Source organism: Cupriavidus sp. GW823-FHT06D04, assembly GCF_058795055.1.
Genome location: NZ_JBXAHL010000005.1, coordinates 98,366 through 116,589 on the forward strand (window position 1 = coordinate 98,366; position 18,224 = coordinate 116,589).

Annotated in this window: 13 protein-coding genes and 1 pseudogene; 8 read left to right on the plus strand and 6 right to left on the minus strand. The window is 65.4% G+C overall.

Annotated features, from left to right (window positions below):
- Positions 1-34: 34 nt before the first annotated feature.
- Genes AC1Q7H_RS09920 through AC1Q7H_RS09945 form a run of 6 tightly spaced genes read left to right on the plus strand, consistent with a single transcriptional unit; the run spans position 35 to position 6,508 of the window.
- A complete protein-coding gene (locus tag AC1Q7H_RS09920) occupies positions 35-1,288 on the plus strand; it encodes a CaiB/BaiF CoA transferase family protein (RefSeq protein WP_211982483.1) in 1,254 nt (417 codons plus the stop codon).
- On the plus strand, positions 1,281-2,048 hold the full coding sequence (locus AC1Q7H_RS09925; RefSeq protein WP_492381202.1) for an enoyl-CoA hydratase/isomerase family protein: 768 nt from the start codon (positions 1,281-1,283) through the stop codon (positions 2,046-2,048). The genes AC1Q7H_RS09920 and AC1Q7H_RS09925 overlap by 8 nt, the downstream gene beginning before the upstream one ends.
- Before the next feature lie 10 nt (positions 2,049-2,058).
- On the plus strand, positions 2,059-3,849 hold the full coding sequence (locus AC1Q7H_RS09930) for an acyclic terpene utilization AtuA family protein (RefSeq protein ID WP_492381203.1): 1,791 nt from the start codon (positions 2,059-2,061) through the stop codon (positions 3,847-3,849).
- Positions 3,846-4,661: a GntR family transcriptional regulator gene (locus AC1Q7H_RS09935; protein ID WP_013959830.1), complete on the plus strand. Its 816-nt coding sequence runs from the start codon at positions 3,846-3,848 to the stop codon at positions 4,659-4,661. The genes AC1Q7H_RS09930 and AC1Q7H_RS09935 overlap by 4 nt, the downstream gene beginning before the upstream one ends.
- A 39-nt stretch (positions 4,662-4,700) precedes the next feature.
- Complete coding sequence (locus AC1Q7H_RS09940; RefSeq protein WP_492381204.1) at positions 4,701-5,462, plus strand: cupin domain-containing protein; 762 nt, start codon at positions 4,701-4,703, stop codon at positions 5,460-5,462.
- Positions 5,463-5,515: 53 nt separating this feature from the next.
- Entirely contained in the window at positions 5,516-6,508 is a 993-nt protein-coding gene (locus tag AC1Q7H_RS09945) for a Bug family tripartite tricarboxylate transporter substrate binding protein (RefSeq protein WP_492381205.1), read from the plus strand.
- A gap of 51 nt (positions 6,509-6,559) precedes the next feature.
- On the opposite strand, the gene AC1Q7H_RS09950 is transcribed toward AC1Q7H_RS09945, so the two are convergent.
- The 6 genes from AC1Q7H_RS09950 to AC1Q7H_RS09975 form a co-directional block, all read right to left on the minus strand.
- Positions 6,560-7,660 carry a transporter gene (locus tag AC1Q7H_RS09950; RefSeq protein ID WP_492381206.1) on the minus strand — a complete coding sequence of 367 codons (1,101 nt, stop codon included), beginning with the start codon at positions 7,658-7,660 and terminating at the stop codon, positions 6,560-6,562.
- A gap of 189 nt (positions 7,661-7,849) precedes the next feature.
- Positions 7,850-9,505, minus strand: coding sequence for a bifunctional 3-(3-hydroxy-phenyl)propionate/3-hydroxycinnamic acid hydroxylase (locus tag AC1Q7H_RS09955; protein WP_013959834.1), 1,656 nt, complete (start codon positions 9,503-9,505; stop codon positions 7,850-7,852).
- Between the two features lie 34 nt (positions 9,506-9,539).
- Positions 9,540-11,468, minus strand: coding sequence for an acyl-CoA synthetase (locus AC1Q7H_RS09960; protein ID WP_492381207.1), 1,929 nt, complete (start codon positions 11,466-11,468; stop codon positions 9,540-9,542).
- Between the two features lie 31 nt (positions 11,469-11,499).
- Positions 11,500-12,522: an alcohol dehydrogenase catalytic domain-containing protein gene (locus AC1Q7H_RS09965; RefSeq protein ID WP_492381208.1), complete on the minus strand. Its 1,023-nt coding sequence runs from the start codon at positions 12,520-12,522 to the stop codon at positions 11,500-11,502.
- On the minus strand, positions 12,519-13,475 hold the full coding sequence (locus AC1Q7H_RS09970; protein ID WP_492381209.1) for a fumarylacetoacetate hydrolase family protein: 957 nt from the start codon (positions 13,473-13,475) through the stop codon (positions 12,519-12,521). Before AC1Q7H_RS09970 ends, AC1Q7H_RS09965 begins: the two co-directional genes overlap by 4 nt.
- 48 nt (positions 13,476-13,523) lie before the next feature.
- On the minus strand, positions 13,524-14,645 hold the full coding sequence (locus AC1Q7H_RS09975; RefSeq protein ID WP_442877091.1) for a VOC family protein: 1,122 nt from the start codon (positions 14,643-14,645) through the stop codon (positions 13,524-13,526).
- Between the two features lie 530 nt (positions 14,646-15,175).
- Between AC1Q7H_RS09975 and AC1Q7H_RS09980 the strand changes: the two genes are divergently transcribed.
- Together AC1Q7H_RS09980 and AC1Q7H_RS09985 are read left to right on the plus strand one after the other, a co-directional pair.
- On the plus strand, positions 15,176-15,718 hold the full coding sequence (locus AC1Q7H_RS09980; RefSeq protein ID WP_492381210.1) for a hypothetical protein: 543 nt from the start codon (positions 15,176-15,178) through the stop codon (positions 15,716-15,718).
- A 1,183-nt stretch (positions 15,719-16,901) separates the two neighbouring features.
- Positions 16,902-18,184 (plus strand): annotated as a pseudogene (locus AC1Q7H_RS09985) (carbohydrate porin).
- The last annotated feature ends 40 nt before the right edge of the window (positions 18,185-18,224 follow it).

Genomic DNA, 18,224 nt, shown 5'->3' on the forward strand with positions numbered 1-18,224 from the left:
CCGTCATACATTGCCCCACCGAGATGAAAGGGATATGAAGAAAGACCAGACAACGGGGCCGCTGGCCGGCGTGAAAGTCGTTGACATCACGTCAGTATTCATGGGGCCCTCTGCCACGCAGATGCTGGCTGACCTTGGCGCCGATGTAATCAAGGTCGAGGCGCCGGGCGGAGACAGTACGCGCGGCATAGGTCCCTGCGGCGATGAAAAGCTGGGGCCGCTCTTCCTTGGCCTGAACCGTAACAAGCGCAGCATCGTGCTTGACCTGAAAGCGCCCGAGGGACGGGAGGCTCTGCTTTCCCTGGTACGGGATGCCGACGTGCTGGCCTACAACGTGCGCCCGCAGGCCATGCAGCGGCTGGGCCTGGACTATGAATCGCTGTCGGCCATCAATCCGCGCCTGGTCTATGTCGGCATGTTCGGTTTTTCGCAGCGCGGACGCTACGCGCCCCAGGCTGCCTTCGATGATCTGATCCAGGCCGCAACCGGCCTGCCGCTGGCCGTTTCGCTGGGCAGTGGCGACAGTCCGCGATACCTGCCAATCACCATCGCCGATCGCTCGGTGGGACTCTATGCTTTCGGCGTGATCTGTGCCGCCCTGTATGCGCGCATGAGCACCGGCAAAGGCCAGCGCGTTGATGTCCCCATGTTCGAGACCATGGTTCCCTATGTGATGGGAGACCACCTGTATGGCGAGACCTTCGTCCCGCCCAAGGGCGGCTTCGGCTATCCGCGCCTGCTCTCGCCCGAGCGGCGACCGTACCAGACCAAGGACGGACATGTCTGCTGCCTGATCTATCACGATCATCATTGGCGGGCCTTCCTCGAGGTCATTGGCAAGCCGGAGGTGTACGACACCGATCCGCGCTACGCCAACATCAACACCCGCACCGCCAACATCACCGAGCTGTATGCCATGGTCAGCGACGAAATGGCCAAGCGCACCACCGAGGAATGGCGCACCCTGCTCAAGGACGCCGATGTTCCGGTCTTTCCGATGCACACATTCGAGTCGCTGCTGGACGATCCCCATTTGCAGGACATCGGTTTCTTCAGCGAATCGGACCACCCGGCCGTCGGGCGTATCCGGGAGATGGCGGTGCCCAGCGAATGGCATGGCACCCCACCGACCAGCCGCCGCCATGCACCAAGCCTGGGTGAGCACAGCCGCGAGGTCCTGCGTGAGGCCGGCTACGACGACGACGCCATCGATACGCTGTTCGCGTCTGGCATCTCCAGGGATGGGTCACAAGTGCAACGCACCGAAGGAGAAACTCCGCATGAATGATGAACTGCTGAGCGAGGTCCGGGACGCAGCACTCTACCTGACCATCAACCGGCCGGAGCGCCGCAATGCCATCACGCCGGGGGTGCTGCAGGGACTTCGCGACGGCATCCTGCGCGCCAATCGCGACGCCGACATCCGCGCTGTGGTCATTACCGGAATGGGCGAGCAGGCGTTTTGCGCCGGCGCCGATCTGCAGACCGGCAAATCCTTTGCCTTCGATTACGCCGAGCCCTACCTGGGGATGGCGGACCTTTTCCGCTGCGCCAGGCAGTCGACGGTGCCGCTGATCGCCCGTGTCAATGGCGCCTGCATGGCGGGCGGCATGGGGCTGATGGCGATGTGCGATCTGGCCATAGCCAGCGAAGGTGCCCGCTTCGGCCTGCCGGAGGTCAAGCTGGGCTTGTTCCCGGCGCAGGTGCTGAGCGTGCTGCAGCACCTGGTGCCGCGTCGCACGCTCACCGAATTGTGCCTGTGCGGCGAGCCACTGTCCGCGCGGGAAGCGCTGGCCGCGGGGCTAATCAACGATGTCAGCGACGATCTCGACGCCAGGCTGGACTTGCTGCTGACCCGCCTGCGGAACAATTCGCCCGCCGCCATCCGTCGGGGGCTGTACACGCTCAAGCATATGGAAACCATGTCGTTCGAGCAGTCCATGGCGTTCACGGAAAGCCAGATCGGGCTGTTTGCACTGACCGAGGACGCGCGCGAAGGCCAGCTGGCATTCCGCGAGAAGCGCCAGCCCGAGTGGACTGGCAGATAGGGAGATGGGAATGGACGCGAAAACGGTACGCATTGGCGGGGCTTCCGGGTTCTGGGGCGACAGCAGCGTTGGCGCGCCACAGCTTGTGCGCCACGGCGATATCGACTACCTGGTGTTCGACTACCTGGCCGAACTGACCATGTCGATTCTCGCCGCCGCCCGATTGCGCAAGCCGGAACTGGGTTACGCCACCGATTTCGTGACGGTGACAATGAAGACCCTGCTCGGAGAGATTGCCGAGCGTGGGATTCGCGCGGTCAGCAATGCCGGCGGCATGAACCCGCACGGGTGTGCGCAGGCCATTGCCGCGCTGGCCGCGGAACAGGGCCTGACGCTGCGCATCGCCGTGGTGGAAGGCGATGACGTGATGCCGCTGCTTCCACAGCTGCGCGAAGCCGGTGTGCAGGACATGCAGAAAGGCCGACCCCTGCCGGAGAAGGTGGTCAGCGCCAACGCGTACCTGGGGGCCTTGCCGATCAAACAAGCGCTGGACCAGGGCGCCCAGATCGTCATCACCGGACGCTGCGTGGACAGTGCCGTGACGCTCGGCGTGCTGATGCACGAGTTCGGTTGGCAGGCGGACGACTATGACCGCCTGGCGCAAGGCAGTCTGGCCGGCCACATCATCGAGTGCGGGTGCCAGGCCACGGGAGGCTTGCATACCGACTGGGAAAGCGTCCCGGACTGGCACGACATCGGCTATCCGGTGGTCGAGTGCCGTGCCGACGGCACCTTCCTGGTCGGCAAGCCGCCCGCCACCGGCGGACTGGTCAATACCGCCACGGTCGGCGAGCAGGTGCTGTACGAGATCGGCGACCCGGCCACCTACCTGCTGCCAGACGTCACCTGCGATTTCACGCAGGTAACCCTTCGGCAGGCCGCACCGGACGTGGTGGAAGTCAGCGGCGCGCGCGGGCGGGCCCCGGGCAATGCCTACAAGGTCTGTGCCACCTACGTCGACGGCTTTCGCTGCAATGCACAGCTTTCCATCGTCGGCGTCGACGCGGTCGCCAAGGCAGAACGCACGGCGCAGGCGATCCTTGCCCGCACGCGCAAGCTGTTCGCGGAGAACGGGTGGGGAGACTACAGTCGTACCCACATTGAGGTGCTGGGAGCGGAGTCCTGCTTTGGGCCACATGCTGCCGTCCGGCACACCCGCGAGGCGGTGATGCGGCTGGCGGTGATGCATCCCGAGAAGGCGGCGCTGGAACTGTTCGCGCGGGAAATCGCCGCGGCGGGGACCAGTTGGGCGCCGGGCACGACGGGCTCGGCTGGCGGGCGTTCCAGTCCCTCGCCATCGATCCGCCAGTATGCATTCCTGCTCGACAAGAGCGCCCTGACCCCGGCGGTGGTGATGGACGGCGTACGCAGCGGCGTCACCGTTCCTTCGGGCAGCCCGGCGGCACCGGTCGCGGCCGCAGCACCTGCAGTCGCTGAACCAACGGGCGCCGGCCCTGCGGAACACGATACCGTCGAAGTTCCGCTGATACGGCTTGCCTATGGCCGCAGCGGCGACAAGGGGGATACCTCCAACATCGGGCTGATCGCCCGCCGGCCGGCGTACCTGCCCGTGCTGCGGGCCGAAGTGACGGTGGCGCGCGTGGCGGACTGGCTTGGGTACCTGGTGAAGGGGCCGGTGACATGCTACGACCTGCCCGGCTTCGACGCCATGAACTTTGTCTGCGAGTCAGCATTGGATGGCGGTGGCATGGCGTCGCTGCGCAATGATCCGCTTGGCAAGGGCATGGCGCAGATCCTGCTGACCATGCCGGTGCGCGTGCCGCGGGAGTTGTTGTCATGACGAGCAATGCGTCCAACGCAGCTGCCAACGAGGGCGTCATCCTCGCCGACGACGGCATCGGCGGCGTGACGCGATATCGACAACTGGCCAGCGTCATCCGGCACAAGATCGTTTCGGGCGAGTACCCGGTGGGCATGCAGCTGCCAACCGTGGACAGCCTCGCGCAAACCTACGGGATCGCCAAGGTCACCGTGCGCCAGGCCTTTGCTGCGCTGACGGAAGAGGGGCTGGTCAGCAGCCAGCGCGGTCGTGGCACCCACGTCATGAAGCAGCCGCCAGCACCCGGAGAAGGCCTGCGCTCCGCCATCAATGACGAATCGGCCCATGGCAGCGAGCTGGAAATCCGCATCCTGGAAATGCGCGAGGGCGTGGCGCTGCGGCCGGGGCTGGCCCGCCGCGGCACGCCGCTGGACAGCTATGTGATGGTCCGCAAACTGCATTTGCATGGCGGCACGCCATTCTGCCTGATCGAGGTGTATGTGGCCTCGTCAGTCTTTGCCCGCTTTCCACGCGGTGGCGAAAAGCACCACAAGCTCGGTCACCTGCTGCGCCAGGTGGAAGGCGACCGCCTTGGCATGATGCAGCAGACCATGACGGTCGAGCCGGCCGACTACATCCTGGCACGCGATCTCGCCTATGGCTTCGGGGCGCCAATCGCCAGGATCATTCGATCGACGCTGGACGTCGACGGCAATGTGCTCCTGGCAGGGGAGTTCTGGTATCGCGGTGATCGTTTCATCCTGGATGTGGAGATGCCAGCCAAGCTGACCGAGCACTACCCGGCGCTGGCCATCCCCGACAGCCGCCGCTGAGCGCGACAGCCTTCACCATTCGAGAAAGGAGACATCGGTATGACATCACCCTTTGTACGGAGGGCCACTGACGTGGCCGCATACGCACCGGCCAACCACACGGGAACGGCGAACCAGCGCATCATCGGCAAGGAGACTGTCGGCGCGCGCCGGCTCGAGGTCCTGCTGGGCACGATATCGCGGGGCCATGGCGCGTTGCCGCATGCACACCCGAACCTCGAGCAGGCGTCGTTCCTGCTCGCCGGCGAGGGTCTCGGCGAACTACCGGGAAAGCAGCGCGTCTTGCGCGCAGGGGACTGGAGCTTCAATGCGGCCGGCGTCTTCCATCGCTTCGAGGTCATCAGCGACGAACCGGTGCAGGTGATGGTGGTCTACGCGCCGCCGTACAGCGAGAACCCGAACGCAGCAGTGACTGCGACCGGCCCGGACGATCCGCGCCTTCAGGCCGGTGCCGCCGAGGTCCGCGACGTTCCCGCCAGCACCGAACCGATCGCCCTGCCGCACTACCGTGGCGCGCTCGCCAGGCCGGTCATCACACGCCAGACCGTCGATTCCCGGTTTCTCGACATCTACATGGTCGATCTTGCTCCCGATGGCGGCGCCGAGCCGCACAGGCTTGGCGAGACCGAGCAGGTGCTCTTCGTGCGTGGCGGCACGATTCACGGTCGCATCGAAGGCGAGCGCTTTGCCGCCGGGACTGGGGAGTGGGTCTACGTTCCCGACGGTGCGGAGCTCAGCCTCGAAGCGGCAGACGGGACGTGCGAGCTGATTGTCATTCGCGCACACGATCCGCTGTCCTGACGCAAGCGCGGCCAAGTCAATCCATCAGATCCCGGGATGCGGGAGGAGACAAGATGATCCAGCGATTTCCTCGGCGACGCATGCTCGCCCTGCTGTCCGGACTGGCAGCTGCCTCAGCGGCCCCGCAATGGGTGTGGGCAACCGGCCCGAACGAGTATCCGGAAAAACCAATTCGTGTCGTGGTGCCGTTCCCTGCAGGCAGTGGCACGGACAACATCGCGCGCTACATCGCGCGGACCATCACGGCCCAGACCGGACAGACCGTCGTCGTGGAAAACCGCCCCGGTGCCAACGGGTTCATCGCGGCCACGGCGGTCGCGACGGCGCCCGGAGATGGGTACACGATGCTGATCACGACAAATACCACCCACGCGGCCAATGCGTCCCTGTTCAGGAAGCTGCCCTATGATCCCATCAAGGACTATGCGCCGGTTTCACTGATCGCCAAGAGCGGATTGGTCCTGGTGGTGCCATCCGACAGCCCGGTGCAGAAGGTGTCAGAACTGACCACGCTGGCGAAAAGCCGGCAAGGCAAGATGACCTTCGCCAGCGGCAGTTCTTCCACCCGGGTCGCCAGTGAGCTCTACAAGATGATGAGCGGCGCATCGGCACTGCATGTGCCCTACAAGGGCGTGCCGCAAGGCCTGACCGACTTGATGGGCCACCAGGTGGACTTCATGATTTCCGACATCAATCCGGCCCTGCCCCTGATCCAGAACGGCAAGCTGCGCGCGGTCGCCGTGACCACGTCCAGCCGCCATCCCCTGCTCGGCAATGTCCCGACCATGGCGGAAAGCGGCCTGCCAGGGTACGAGATGACGGCCTGGGTTGCTGCCTTCTTCCCTGCCAATACGCCAAAACCGGTCGTCGCGCGGATGAGCCAGCTGATTCGACAGGGGTTGACGAACCCCGCGGCTACCGAATACTTCAGCCGGACAGGAGGCCAACCCTCCCCATCGACGCCAGAAGAGCTGGCCGCGTTCGTGCGCGGCGAGACCGTGAAATGGGCTGAGGTGATCAAAGCCGCCGGCATTCAGCCGGAATGACCGGCGCCGTCGGGGAGCGCCGGGAATACTCGGCCGGCCCCCTGGCGGCTGTCAGAACATCCGGATCAGTCGGACCTGGGTAAAGTTTCCGTGCTTGGCATTGCGCGACGATGTCGTCGCCATGTACTGCACGGTCAATGCCACATCGACCACCGGGATCATCGTCGTGAAGAACGCCCCCAGGTTGTTGGAACGGAGACGGCTTGCGCCCAGCGGATTGTTCTCGTCGTCCTGGTACTGCTGGATCCGGATCCCATGCACGCCCACCACCCCGATAGGCGTTTTGTACCCGGCAGCCAGCTCCACGCCGAACCAGTTGCCGCTGCGTACATCGTTGTCCCGGTTGCGGCTGTTCAGGCCCGCGGATACCTTGGCCGCGAAGGCCAGGTTCGATGTGGGCAGGTAGGCCACCTGGATGGCAGGGCGCACCGTGTAGAAGTTGCCGTTGCCGATATCCGGGCCGGCGTCGGCGCTGTACTTCCCCGTCGGCACCACCAGCGCAGCGCTGCCCAGCACCCGCAACTTGTCGCCCACGTAGTGCCAGCCGGTGATGAGCTCGACGTCCCCGAGACCGCTGACGTCGCCGCTTTCGCTCGCGCCCTGCGCCTTGAGCGCGCCCTGGTACTGGCTGCTGAATTGCCCTTGCACGGCGCTCTGCACGTCGGCCGGAACCGCGGGACTCCAGTTGAGCACCGGCGTGGCGCCGCTCGTGCTGATTGACTGAGATTTCCTGGCGAATGGAACGTCGACGGCAAAGGCCAGCCGCCCGCCGCCATACTGCTCGCTGGTGATATAGCCGAGCACGAGGTCCCAGCGCGTCATGGTGCCGGAGGCGGGAATCTCTACCGTGCCACGCGAATAAGAGGGATAAAGGGCCGACGGCGTCGGCTTGGGCAAGGCAACGGTGCCCCCCGGAAGGCTCTGGGTCAGCTGCCCGCCATCGTCCCCGGTCACCTTGCTGACACTGACGTAGGTGGCGGCGAGCGCGCTGATAAAGCCGGTCTGGTTGGGCGGCGCAAACATCTCGCCGCCCAGGCTTCCGGCGAGGTTGTAGCGCGGCTCGAAGCCCTCCGCCCCCCATCCCGCGCAAGACCACGCAAGCATGGTCCATGAAACGACGGAGCGAAGCGCGTCCGCTGTTCTCGTTGCCATCTTTGTCTCCTCCGGCATCAAAGCCGTTTTGCTTTATTTTTTGACGAGCCGGGATCGACCCTTGCCTCGACCGGGGCCGGTGTGTTCGCCCGCGGTTATCGCGGGATGCCTCTGGTCGGACGGGGCGTCATCGCCAGCACATCGCTGGCGCGCGGGGGCGCACGCCAAAGCGATCAGGTCAGACCAATGTCAGCCTGCGGCGCGCAACGCGCGCGCCATGCCGTCTGGCAAGGGGCTTCCCTCTCCCAGCATTGCCAGCGACTCTCGGACGATGTCGTCGACGGCTTCGAGCGGGCCGTCGTGCAGCACGGTGCGGTCGGGACGCACGACCGCGATCCAGCCGACGGGTGCAGCCCCCGGGATAAGCTGGTCCGACATGTCCTCCCAGGAATGTCCGTCCTGCCGCTCGTGCGCCTGCTGCGGCCCATGCTCGCCTTGTCCGCAATGGCGCAGCTGCATGATGGCGCCGCCTGCCTGCCGCCATGCCGCCAGGAGGCTACGGTCGAGCATCGGCGCGGGATCGCAGCCGAATCCCGCCAGCACGAGCCGCGCCCCGAGCGCATCGTCGCTCGGCACGATGGGTGCCCCCGGCCCGCGGCGCACAAGCGCTTGCGGCAGCAGACCGCCGCGCACCAGCCTCGCGCGCGTCTTGCCGCGCTGGAACAGGCCGCGCCTGAAACGCGCCGGCGGCTTGATCTTCAGGTCCTCGAAGAAGGCTCGAGCCCAGGGCATGCGCTGCATCAGCGCCATCGCGCCATGGACGGCAAATGCCGCCAGCCGGTTGCGCGGCATCACCAGCCGGCCCATCAGGAGCGCCAGGTTGATGATGGAGCGGGCGTGTGGGCGCCGCTCGGTGTCGTAGGTTTCAAGAATGGCGGGCGTCGCCCTTCCCTGCACGACCCAAGCGAGCTTCCAGCACAGGTTGGCCACGTCGCGCAGCCCGGCGACGAGCCCCTGGCCGACGAAGGGCGGCGTGATATGCGCGGCGTCGCCCACCAGGAACGCCCTACCCTTGGAGAAACGATCGACGATGCGCGCATGGAACCGGTAGACCGCTGTGCGCTCGATCGTGATGTCCTCCGGCTTGCACCAGGGGGCGAGCAGCTCGCGGATCTTGTCAGGCGATTCCATCTGTTCACGCGTCTCGCCGGGCTGCAGCATGAACTCCCAGCGTTGCCTGCCGCCCGGGGCAACCATGTGCGGCGTAGGCCGGCGCGGGTCGCACAGGAATTCGACATGGTCGATCGGGTTGGGCACGTTCAGGGCGTCGACGACCAGCCAGTCCTGCGTGAAGGTCTTGCCTTCGAAGGCAAGGCCGGCGTGGCGCCGCACGAAAGAATTGGCGCCGTCCGCGCCCACGATATAGCGCGCGCGCACGGTGGCCGTGTCACCGCCGGGAAGACACACAGTGGCGCGCACCGTTTCGCCGTCGTCGTCGAAACCGGTAAGATCGGCGCCAAGCGCGATGCTCACGCAGGGATAGCGGCTCAAGCGGGCGCGCAAGGCGCGTTCGAGATCTGGCTGATAGAACGTGACCAGTCGCGGGTGGCAGTCCATGGTGCCGGCTGTGTTGGCACGCGCGTATCTGCCGAACAGCGGCGAATGCATCTGCACCTTGGCAATGGCCAGCGTTTCGAACGCGCCTTCCTCGAGCCCTGCCATCTGCAAGATGCGCAGCGCTTCGTTATCGAGCACGATGGCCCGGGGCGCGGTGAAAATATCAGCGGCCTTGTCGATGGCCAGGGTACGGACGCCGTAGCGTCCCAGCAGGTTGGCCGCGGTGGCGCCGACCGGGCCCAGGCCCACCAGCAAGACGTCGACCTGCTCGGGCAATGTGGTATTCATGAGCGGTTTCTCTACGGGAGGGGACTCGGCGCGTTCACACCGGGCCGTTGAAGTCGAGCGGGAACGGAAACCGTCCGAGCAGATCCTGCACGTACGCCACGTCCGCGGCGGGGCATCGGACGAAGGCGACGGTGCCACGCCGGATATCCGGCCCCACATGCACGCTGGCGGCCGTACCGGCCCGCGCCAGAATCTCTCGGAATACTTGCTGCGCAGCGCGCATGCGTAGCTCCGCCCGCGCCACCTTGCCGATGGAGGTCAGCGGCATCTCCTGCAGGATGTCGATGCGCACCGGCACTGCAGCGCGTTCCGGCACGAGGTTGCGCGCGGCCGCGAGCAATTCGTCGGCAGCCGGGGTGAAGCCTGGCTTGAGCGTGACGTAGGCGACTGGCAACTCCCCGCTGTGCGCATCCGGCTGGCCGACCGCGGCCGCCATTGCCACGGCCTGATGCTGCAGCAGCGCGTCCTCGATCATCGCCGGATCGATGTTGTGGCCGCCGCGGATGATCAGTTCCTTGGCACGGCCGGTCAGATGCAGATAGCCGTCGGCATCGAGATGGCCGAGGTCGCCGGTATTGAGCCATCCCGGCTTGAGCCAGATGCCACCATTGTCTTGCTCGCGCAGATAGCCGGGAAACACATTGGGGCCGTTGATGCCGATGACGCCGGTTTCGCCCGGCGCGCAAGGCTCGGTGGCGTGGCCGGAGCCGTCGACCTTCCAGGCGCCGATTGCCTGGTGCGGCAGGCGCAGGCCGACCGTGCCGAGGCGACGTTCGCCCTGCGGCGGATTGAGGGCCGAGACGCACGCGCCTTCGGTCAGACCGTAGCCCTCGTACAGCGGAATGCCAGCGGCGGCTTCGAAGCGCCGCGCGACCTCGGCCGGCAGCGGCGCGGCGCCGCAAAAGGCGAAGCGCAACGACGCAATGTCGGCGCCTTCCCGCGGCAGATCGGCCAGCGCGGCGTAGATCGTCGGCACGCCGCTGAAGCTGGTGGCGCGGAACCGTTCGACCAGCTTCCAGAAGTTCGGCATCACGCCCTGGCCCCGATAGCCGGCGGGCGTCAGCATCACGACCTCCCAGCCGCCATGGAATGCGGCAAGGCCGGTGATCATCGCGCCGTTCACGTGGAACAGTGGGAGGCCGCACAGGATCGTGTTTGGCGACGGGATCAGCGCCTTGAGCATCGACGCGACGAAGACTTCATTGAGATGCGTGTGCGTCGCGACTTTGGGCAGGCCGGTAGTACCGCCGGTATGGAAATGCGAGCAGAGGTCAGTCGCCAGGATGCGGCGCTTCGAAACCAGCGTGTCCGACGGCTCGGCCGCCAGCGCCTGGTCGAAGCCGACCATCTTCACGTCCGCGCGGCATGGCCTTGACGCCGTGTCGAAGGCCGCGTCGACCCGCGCACGCTGCGCGGCAGGAAGATACGGCGCAGCGCTGACGACGAACAGGGTCCGCACCGATGGGCAACGGTCGGCCACGGCGACGGCTTTGTCCCACAGCGCGCTGTCAGAGACCGGAGCGCAGGCGACCAGCGCTTGCGCGCCTGTCTCATTGACGATGGCGGCGACATAGTCGACCTCCAGCATCGGGTTGATGGGACTGGCGATGCCGGCAGCCTGCGCGCCCAGCAAGGCGTAATGGGTCTGGGGCAGATTGGGCAGCAGCAACGCCACCGCCGTGCCGGTGGTAATGCCGGCGCGGTGAAAGGCGTTGGCCGCTTGCGTCACGCGCGCCTTGAGGGTTGCGTAATCGACGACAAAGTCTGGCGCGTCAGCCTCCCCGGTCATGACGAAGCGCAACGCGGTCTTGTCCGGATGACTGTCGCAGGCACGGCACAGCAGTTCGTAGGTGTTCTGCGCGGGCAGTTTTTCCTGCCAGGGCGTGCGTTCGAATTCGTCGATATCGGCCTGGGTCCGAATGCCGCCGGTACGCGTCCCGCGGTCGTTTATGTTATGGGGCATGCTTGTCTCCTTGTTGTGGCGCTGTCTTTTTCTAGAGTTCCCCTGGCAGCAGGACGGCCCGCCGGGGTTGGCCTTGCCCGACGTGCAGGAACGCCTGCCCGGCCTGGCTGAGCGCAAAAGTCTTAACCTCGGCGGGCGCCAGCGCCGCCGCGCAATCGGCCAGTGCCTGCAAGGCCGAAGGGTTCGGGCGGAAGGTCGTCCACCCATAGCGCGCGCCCTTCGCTATCAGCCCGCGTTTGCCACGCTTGCCAACCAGCGTGGCCACCCCGCCTCTGAACAGTCCCAGCCGGTCAAAGTTGCCGAGCAGCGGATGTACCGTGGTCGCATGACCGGCCGCGTCGGGCGCCAGCCGGCGCAGCAGGTCCGCTTCGTCATCCCAGTTGGCGAAATTCAGGGTGGCGGCGAAATGCCGCGGCAGGCTCGCCAGCGACTGGCGGTGGCGATCGACGAGTACGTCAGCGCCAGCGGCCAGGCAGGCAACGAGTCCTTTACCTCCGCCGACAGCGGTAACACTCGCTCCCAGCCTGCGCAGCAACCAGACCGCGATCTGGCCCAGGCCACCGGTTGCGCCGTGCACGAGCACGGGACGCCCGTTCACGGTCTCGCGGCAGATCCCGGCGTCGGCGAACGCGCGCGTCACGGTCAGGAAGTTGTACGGTAGCGTCGCCAGGGCGGCGGCCGGGATGGACGACGGCCTCAGGCGAGCGTGTTCGGCGCGCATGGCGACATGGGTGGCATGCGTGCCCGCACTCGATGGCGGCTTGGCGCCGAACACGGCATCGCCTTCGCGCAGCCCGGTCACACCCTGGCCCACCGCGCAAACCGTCCCGACAAAATCGTTACCGAGCACGAGCGGCATGCGCGCCGCGCCCATCAGAGAGAAAAACCTGCTGCCGTAGCCGCCGCGGCGGCGCACATCGATGGGATTGACCGCCGCGGCCTCCACTTGCACCACGATCTCGCCCTGGCGCGGCTGCGGGCGGGGCGCCGGGCGCAGCCGCAACCCGAACGCATCGCCAAAGCCGTCGATGGCGGCGGTATAACTGTGGCTCATGCCGCCACCACCCGATTGCGCTGCTCGCCCAGGTCGATGGCGCCGTCGTCGGTGCGGATCGAAGCGGTCATGATGTCGCCCGGCCGCAGGTAAGCCGGGTTGGACAAGCCCTTCTTGATGAAGAGGCGCCACTTCGCACTCTCGGACAGCAAATGCCGGAACACCCACATCGCCAGCTTGCCAGGCGCACGGGCGGCGCAGCCGGCCGGCGTGCCGGTGGCGATCAGATCGCCGGCTTGCAGGTCGTGCAGCGCGGACATCTCGGTAAGCGTCTGGTGCGGCTTGAAAAGCATGTCGCCGCAATAGGCGTCCTGGCGGGGCTGCCCGTTGACATGCAACTGCATGCGGAACGCGGGCCAGCGCCGCCATTCCTCCTTGTCCAACAGCACCAGGAAAGGCCCGACCGGGCCGAAGCTGCGGTAGCTCTTGCCCTTGTAGAACTGGGCCTGCGGCAGCTGGACGTCGCGCGCCGAAATGTCGTTGACGATGGTCACGCCAGCGAGGTACTCGTGCAGTTGGTCCGGCCCGACCTGGACCGCCTCGCTCAGCGGCTTGCGCACCACGAGACCAAGCTCGATTTCGTAGTCGAGCAGATGCACATGCGCCGGCCGCACCACGTCGGCGTCGGCGGGCGCAAGGCAGGACGGGGCCTTGGTGAACAGGGTGTTGAAGCCGATCTTGTCAGGGTCCATGCCGGACTCACGCACATGGCTGGCGTAGTTGATGCCCTGGCACAGGAACTGGCGGTCAGACGTGACCGGCGGCAGCAGCGTGACGGCGTCGAGCGGCAGCGTGGCCTGGCCGGGGGTGCTGCGCCACGCGGCTTCGAGGCCGTTCGTGACGAAGTCGGCGGTGCTGGCAGAGCCGCAAGACAGGGGCGCGATGCGGCGGTCGTGGACCACACCCCAGCAGGGTTCGCCGCCGTGGAGATATCGGACGACTTTGACGGACATTTGCTTTCCTTGACGTGAGGGGGTTCGTAGTGGGGCGGATGCGCAGGCTCAGAGCCAGGGCCGCGCCTGGGTCATCACGCGGCCAAGCAGCTTCAGCCGCGCGGCCGAGAGCCGGCCGGCGCGCAGCAGCCGCGCAACCCGGAACACCGTGGCGAGATTGCGCTTGACACCCATGCTGGCGGGGACGTCGTCGCCCCATGCCCAGATGCCGGACATTTCCAGCGGCACGTAGTGGGTTTCCCGGTCGGCGGTGAAGACATCACCGTCGGCGTAGTGCTCGAATTCCATGCCGTCCGGATCGAACCAGTAATCGAATAGCTGACTGCCGAGCACATGGCGCCCGATACCCCACATATGGCGGTGGCCATTCGCGCGCAGCACGTTGTTGCCCTGGCCGAGCGCGTCGAGGTCGAGCACTTCGTATGCGCTGTGCTCGTATTTCTCCTCGATGCCGCCGGCGAGCACGAAGGCGTGATGGTCCGCGGGCGTGCTGCCGAGGTCCAAGCGGAAGAAGCAGAGATTGGGAGACCCGTCCTCCAGATACTGGACATCGGTCGGGATCAGGCCGAGATGACGCATATACCAGCGCGCCATGCCGGGAAAGTCGACGGTCTGGAGCACGACGTGGCCGAGCTTGACCACGGCCGCGGGCTCCAGCGGCGGCCGGACCGTAGCATTCACCCGCCGAAGCTGTCCCGGGTCGTTGGTGAGCGAATGCAGCGGGTCCCGCAATGGCAGCGGGTCGACCGGCTGCTGGCCGGTCACCAGCCACAGCAAGTTCCCGGCGGGGTCGGTCAGTTCGACGCCGGCGCCGCCGCCCGGAATCTCGTCTGCCTGGAGGCGGCGCGCATTCGCGTTGGCCTCGAGGTAGTCCAGGTCTGCCTCGCTGCGCACCGAAAAGGCCGCGCCGACATAACGCGAGCGCTGCCCTGGCGTCGCGAGCATCAGGCACGGCTGGGGGCCGGCGCCGCGCATCAACAGCCGGCTTCCGGTGCGCGACACGCAATGCATGCCGAAATCCGTCAGGAAGGTCTGCGTCGCGCGCAGGTCGCGCTTCTCGAACATCAGGAAGGCAAGCGCCTGGGCCTTGACCAGGGCTTCGGGCCGGTCGAGCTTCTGGACGAAGGCAGGCAGCGCACTTTCGGGGAAAGCCGGCGGCGTGCGCAGCACGCTGCGGGGCGGACGGGTCATGGCGTCTCCAATGGCCGGGCGCCGCCATAGGTGGCACCCGATGTTTTGACGACATTATCGTCATCCTGACGTTTTAGTCAATATCAAAGAGACGAGCAGACCTTTGCCCGCAGCCGCTTGCGACGTGTGCTTCATTCGGCGTGATTCGCGGGCGGCCCGCGTTATTGTGATGCTGTTTCGTCAAGCTTTCTCTCTCACAACACCAAGGCAAAAGGCCAATTGCGGCAACGGTTTGCGAGCAGCCACGCAGTGGCTTCATGGCTTGACCAGCGGTCAGGAGCCAACTAGGCGCCGGTAGAAGGAAATCGTAAGGTCCAGCGCTTCGCGCTAGGCCTGAGTGGTGAAATCGATAGACACAAGGGACTTGAACAATTTGAGCTTTCGGGGGGAAACGCCCGAAGTGACGCCCGTCAAAGTCAGCGAGAGCCCTGGATGCTGCAGCATCCGAGCCAACGCCGAGCCAAGCTGCGGATTTCGGTGATGGTGTAGAGAGCAGACAGCGGGCGACCGTGCAAGGCTGGAAGGCTGTTGACGAGCAGCATGACGAAGACGCCAGGCAGAGGATTCGCCGGCGGATCGGGCGGCATCCCGTATGCGCCATTCCTGAGTCGCGAACCATGGCGAAATCAGTGCTGCAGATTCGCGCTATCCACCGCGGCGCGCACCACGGCCAGGACGACTACATGCTTGAAGCACGCATGGGCGACGTATGTGCCGGACATCTTGATTACTCCTGCTTCCAGGGCGTCCCGAAGATCTCCTTTATCGAAGTGAGCGAAGGGCATCGGCGGCGAGGGATCGGCACTGCACTGGCTTACGCACACCAAGACGCGTATCCCGGGCAGGAAATCGAGTTCGGGATGCTTACTGATGGGGGGGCCGCGTGCCCGCTGGCTCCCCTTCACAGCCGCTCTATCAGCATGCCTTGGGCGGCCGCATCGGCCGATGAAGTGACGGTCTTGGCCTCGGCTTGGAAGACAGCTCCTGGCCGTTCACCGGCCATTCGGTACCTTTGGTGGCTGCTCGATGACGCAGCATGCGCTCCGGATTGATTTCTCGCAGCACCGCGCGCTCGCTGCCACAGCGCGCTCTTCCGCCACGAAACGTGCTACCGGGTACGTTCCAGCTTCCTCGAGAGTTTGTATGGGTTTCCGTGATCCGCTGCTCGCGCCGTCCGGCCATTGTGGCGGACTGTACCTGCTGCGGTTGCCGTCGCGTGTGCCTAGTGGCGGCTGGGCGCGCAAGGCGGCGATTCTGATAATGTTGTTGGTATATGTTGTCCTCGGGGCAGGTGCGGAGGCATGTCAGGACCATGCCGACAGCGAGCGGCAGGGCCGCTTTCCTCAAGCAAGGGTGCAGGTTGATGCGTGGCACGGCCCTAACACACCCCCCTTTTCGCCGCGCGTTGAAAGAGTTGATGAATGCAAACAGGAATCGCCATGCGCAACTTATTGTTGTGCATCCTGGCCGCGTGGCAGGCCGCGTCCCCGTGCGCTGTCATGGCGACCCCGACAACGCCCACAAGCCCGCGCCCTGAGGCTTCCGCAGCACAAGGCACCAAGCCTATCTCACATTACGAGGGCCGCAAGCGCGAGCGGAGAAGGGAGCGGGAAGAAACAAGGCAGCAAACGCGGCCGGATTCGGCGGGCAAGCAGGAGCAAAAGGCCAACTGAAAACCTTTGCAGGGATTCTGCGAAAAAGCGTTCACCGCATAGCGGCGGTGCGGACCGCCGCGGAACCCAACTGACCGGGATAAGCCCGGACCATGAAAGTGGCGCATAGCCGCCTTTCTTGGCGCGACTGCGGTCTGGACAACTGCCATTCCGCCTGCTACGTCGCGCCTTCCTCAACCTTCGTTTGACCGCCGGAAATGCGTTGTAGCAGAAATGCTGCGAGCGGCCGAGAGGCTGGAAAAAACCATTTGTGGGCCGATGAAACCTTCTGGTATCCTCCGCTCCGTCATCACTAAGGGTTCTCCCCATGGACTGTTGTTCTAGTCGGCGTCACGCCGATCTCTGAACGGCTAGTCAGTCAAGGCGACATCTCGCCACTGCCTAGCCGTTACCGGCGGGTAGTGGCAACCATACAGATTCTCTGTGTGGCCACCTCCCGATTTTTTTTGTTAGCGTTCTGTACCGAGAAGGCAGTCGCGGGCAACATCGCCCTCACTCTTTGACCTTCGCGAGCAGTCGCACCGAGCCTACACGCGCCATAGAAACGCGTGAGGGAGGTCTCATGTCGTTCCTTACCTGTTTCCAGTTTGCCTTCTCCGCCCTTACTTTTTTGAAGGGCTCCCGTTGGTCGCACCGCTCGCTTGTGGCGCTGACCCTGGCGCTGCTTGGCATTGGCCTCGCACCGGCGCATGCCCAGGACGCCGGTGAAAGCCAGCCGGCTCCGGGCGCTGCCCCTGGCAATACGGCGTCGGATCCGATGGAGGACCGCTTTGCCTTCCACGGGCAGGCCACCTACATCTGGCAGCGCAAGCCATCGTTTGGCGCGGCCTATTCGGGCGAGCACAGCCTCGGCACGGAACGGGCCAAGAGTTATTCGTTCACCAGCACGCTCGATTTGGGCCTGCGCCTGTGGCAAGGGGCAGAGTTCCACTTCAATCCCGAGGTCTCGCAGGGCGTGCCGTTCTCCGGCCTGCACGGCCTGGGCGGCCTGACCAACGGAGAACTGGCCAAGTCGTCGGGCACCAATCCCACGTTCTACCGGGCCCGGGCCTTCGTGCGCCAGACGTGGGGCCTGGGTGGCGGCGAGGAGAAGCTCGATGCCGACTTCAACCAGTTCGCCCGAACCGTCGACAAGCAGCGCGTCATGCTGACCGCCGGCAACTTTGGCGTGCTCGACATCTTCGATCTGAACCCCTACGGCTCCGACCCGCGCACGCAGTTCATGAACTGGTCCTCACTGACGCATGGCTCGTTCGACTATCCCGCCGATGCGCGCGGCTACAACTGGGGCTTGGCGCTGGAGTACGTTGGCGATGGCTGGTCGGCGCGCTTTGGCCATTTCCTGCAACCACTGGAATCCAATGGGCTGAAGCTCGACACACGGATGTTTGAGCACTACGGCGACATCCTCGAGCTGGAAAAGCGCTATAACCTGGCTGGCCGTCCCGGTGCGGCGCGCCTGCTGCTCTGGCGCAATAAAGCGAAGATGGGCAAGTTTAGCGATGCCATCGCATTCGGGCAGGCCAACAACGTGACGCCCGACGTCGCCGACGTGCGCGCGGAACATGCCAAGGTAGGCGTGGGCATTACGTTGCTGCAGGAGGTCAATGATTCGCTGGGCGTGTTCTTCCGCGCCAATATGTCGGACGACAAGACGGAAACCTATGCCTTTACCGAAATCGGCAAGCAGGTCGGCCGGAACAAGTGCTCGAAATCTATTACAGCCTGGAACTGTTGAAGTACTTCAGCATCAGCCCGAGTTTCCAGTACATCCGCAACCCCGGCTACAACCGGGATCGGGGGCCTGCAATGTTCTATGGCGTCCGGTTCCACGCCGAATTCTGAGGAGCAAGGCGATAACCTTCCAGTGAACAGGAGGGGCCAT

Coding starts and splice junctions, on each gene's coding strand:
- AC1Q7H_RS09945 (WP_492381205.1), top strand. CDS start 5,516: ATGATCCAGCGATTTCCTCGGCGACGCATGCTCGCCCTGCTGTCCGGA.
- AC1Q7H_RS09950 (WP_492381206.1), bottom strand. CDS start 7,660: ATGGCAACGAGAACAGCGGACGCGCTTCGCTCCGTCGTTTCATGGACC.
- AC1Q7H_RS09935 (WP_013959830.1), top strand. CDS start 3,846: ATGACGAGCAATGCGTCCAACGCAGCTGCCAACGAGGGCGTCATCCTC.
- AC1Q7H_RS09925 (WP_492381202.1), top strand. CDS start 1,281: ATGAATGATGAACTGCTGAGCGAGGTCCGGGACGCAGCACTCTACCTG.
- AC1Q7H_RS09970 (WP_492381209.1), bottom strand. CDS start 13,475: ATGTCCGTCAAAGTCGTCCGATATCTCCACGGCGGCGAACCCTGCTGG.
- AC1Q7H_RS09930 (WP_492381203.1), top strand. CDS start 2,059: ATGGACGCGAAAACGGTACGCATTGGCGGGGCTTCCGGGTTCTGGGGC.
- AC1Q7H_RS09960 (WP_492381207.1), bottom strand. CDS start 11,468: ATGCCCCATAACATAAACGACCGCGGGACGCGTACCGGCGGCATTCGG.
- AC1Q7H_RS09955 (WP_013959834.1), bottom strand. CDS start 9,505: ATGAATACCACATTGCCCGAGCAGGTCGACGTCTTGCTGGTGGGCCTG.
- AC1Q7H_RS09940 (WP_492381204.1), top strand. CDS start 4,701: ATGACATCACCCTTTGTACGGAGGGCCACTGACGTGGCCGCATACGCA.
- AC1Q7H_RS09920 (WP_211982483.1), top strand. CDS start 35: ATGAAGAAAGACCAGACAACGGGGCCGCTGGCCGGCGTGAAAGTCGTT.
- AC1Q7H_RS09965 (WP_492381208.1), bottom strand. CDS start 12,522: ATGAGCCACAGTTATACCGCCGCCATCGACGGCTTTGGCGATGCGTTC.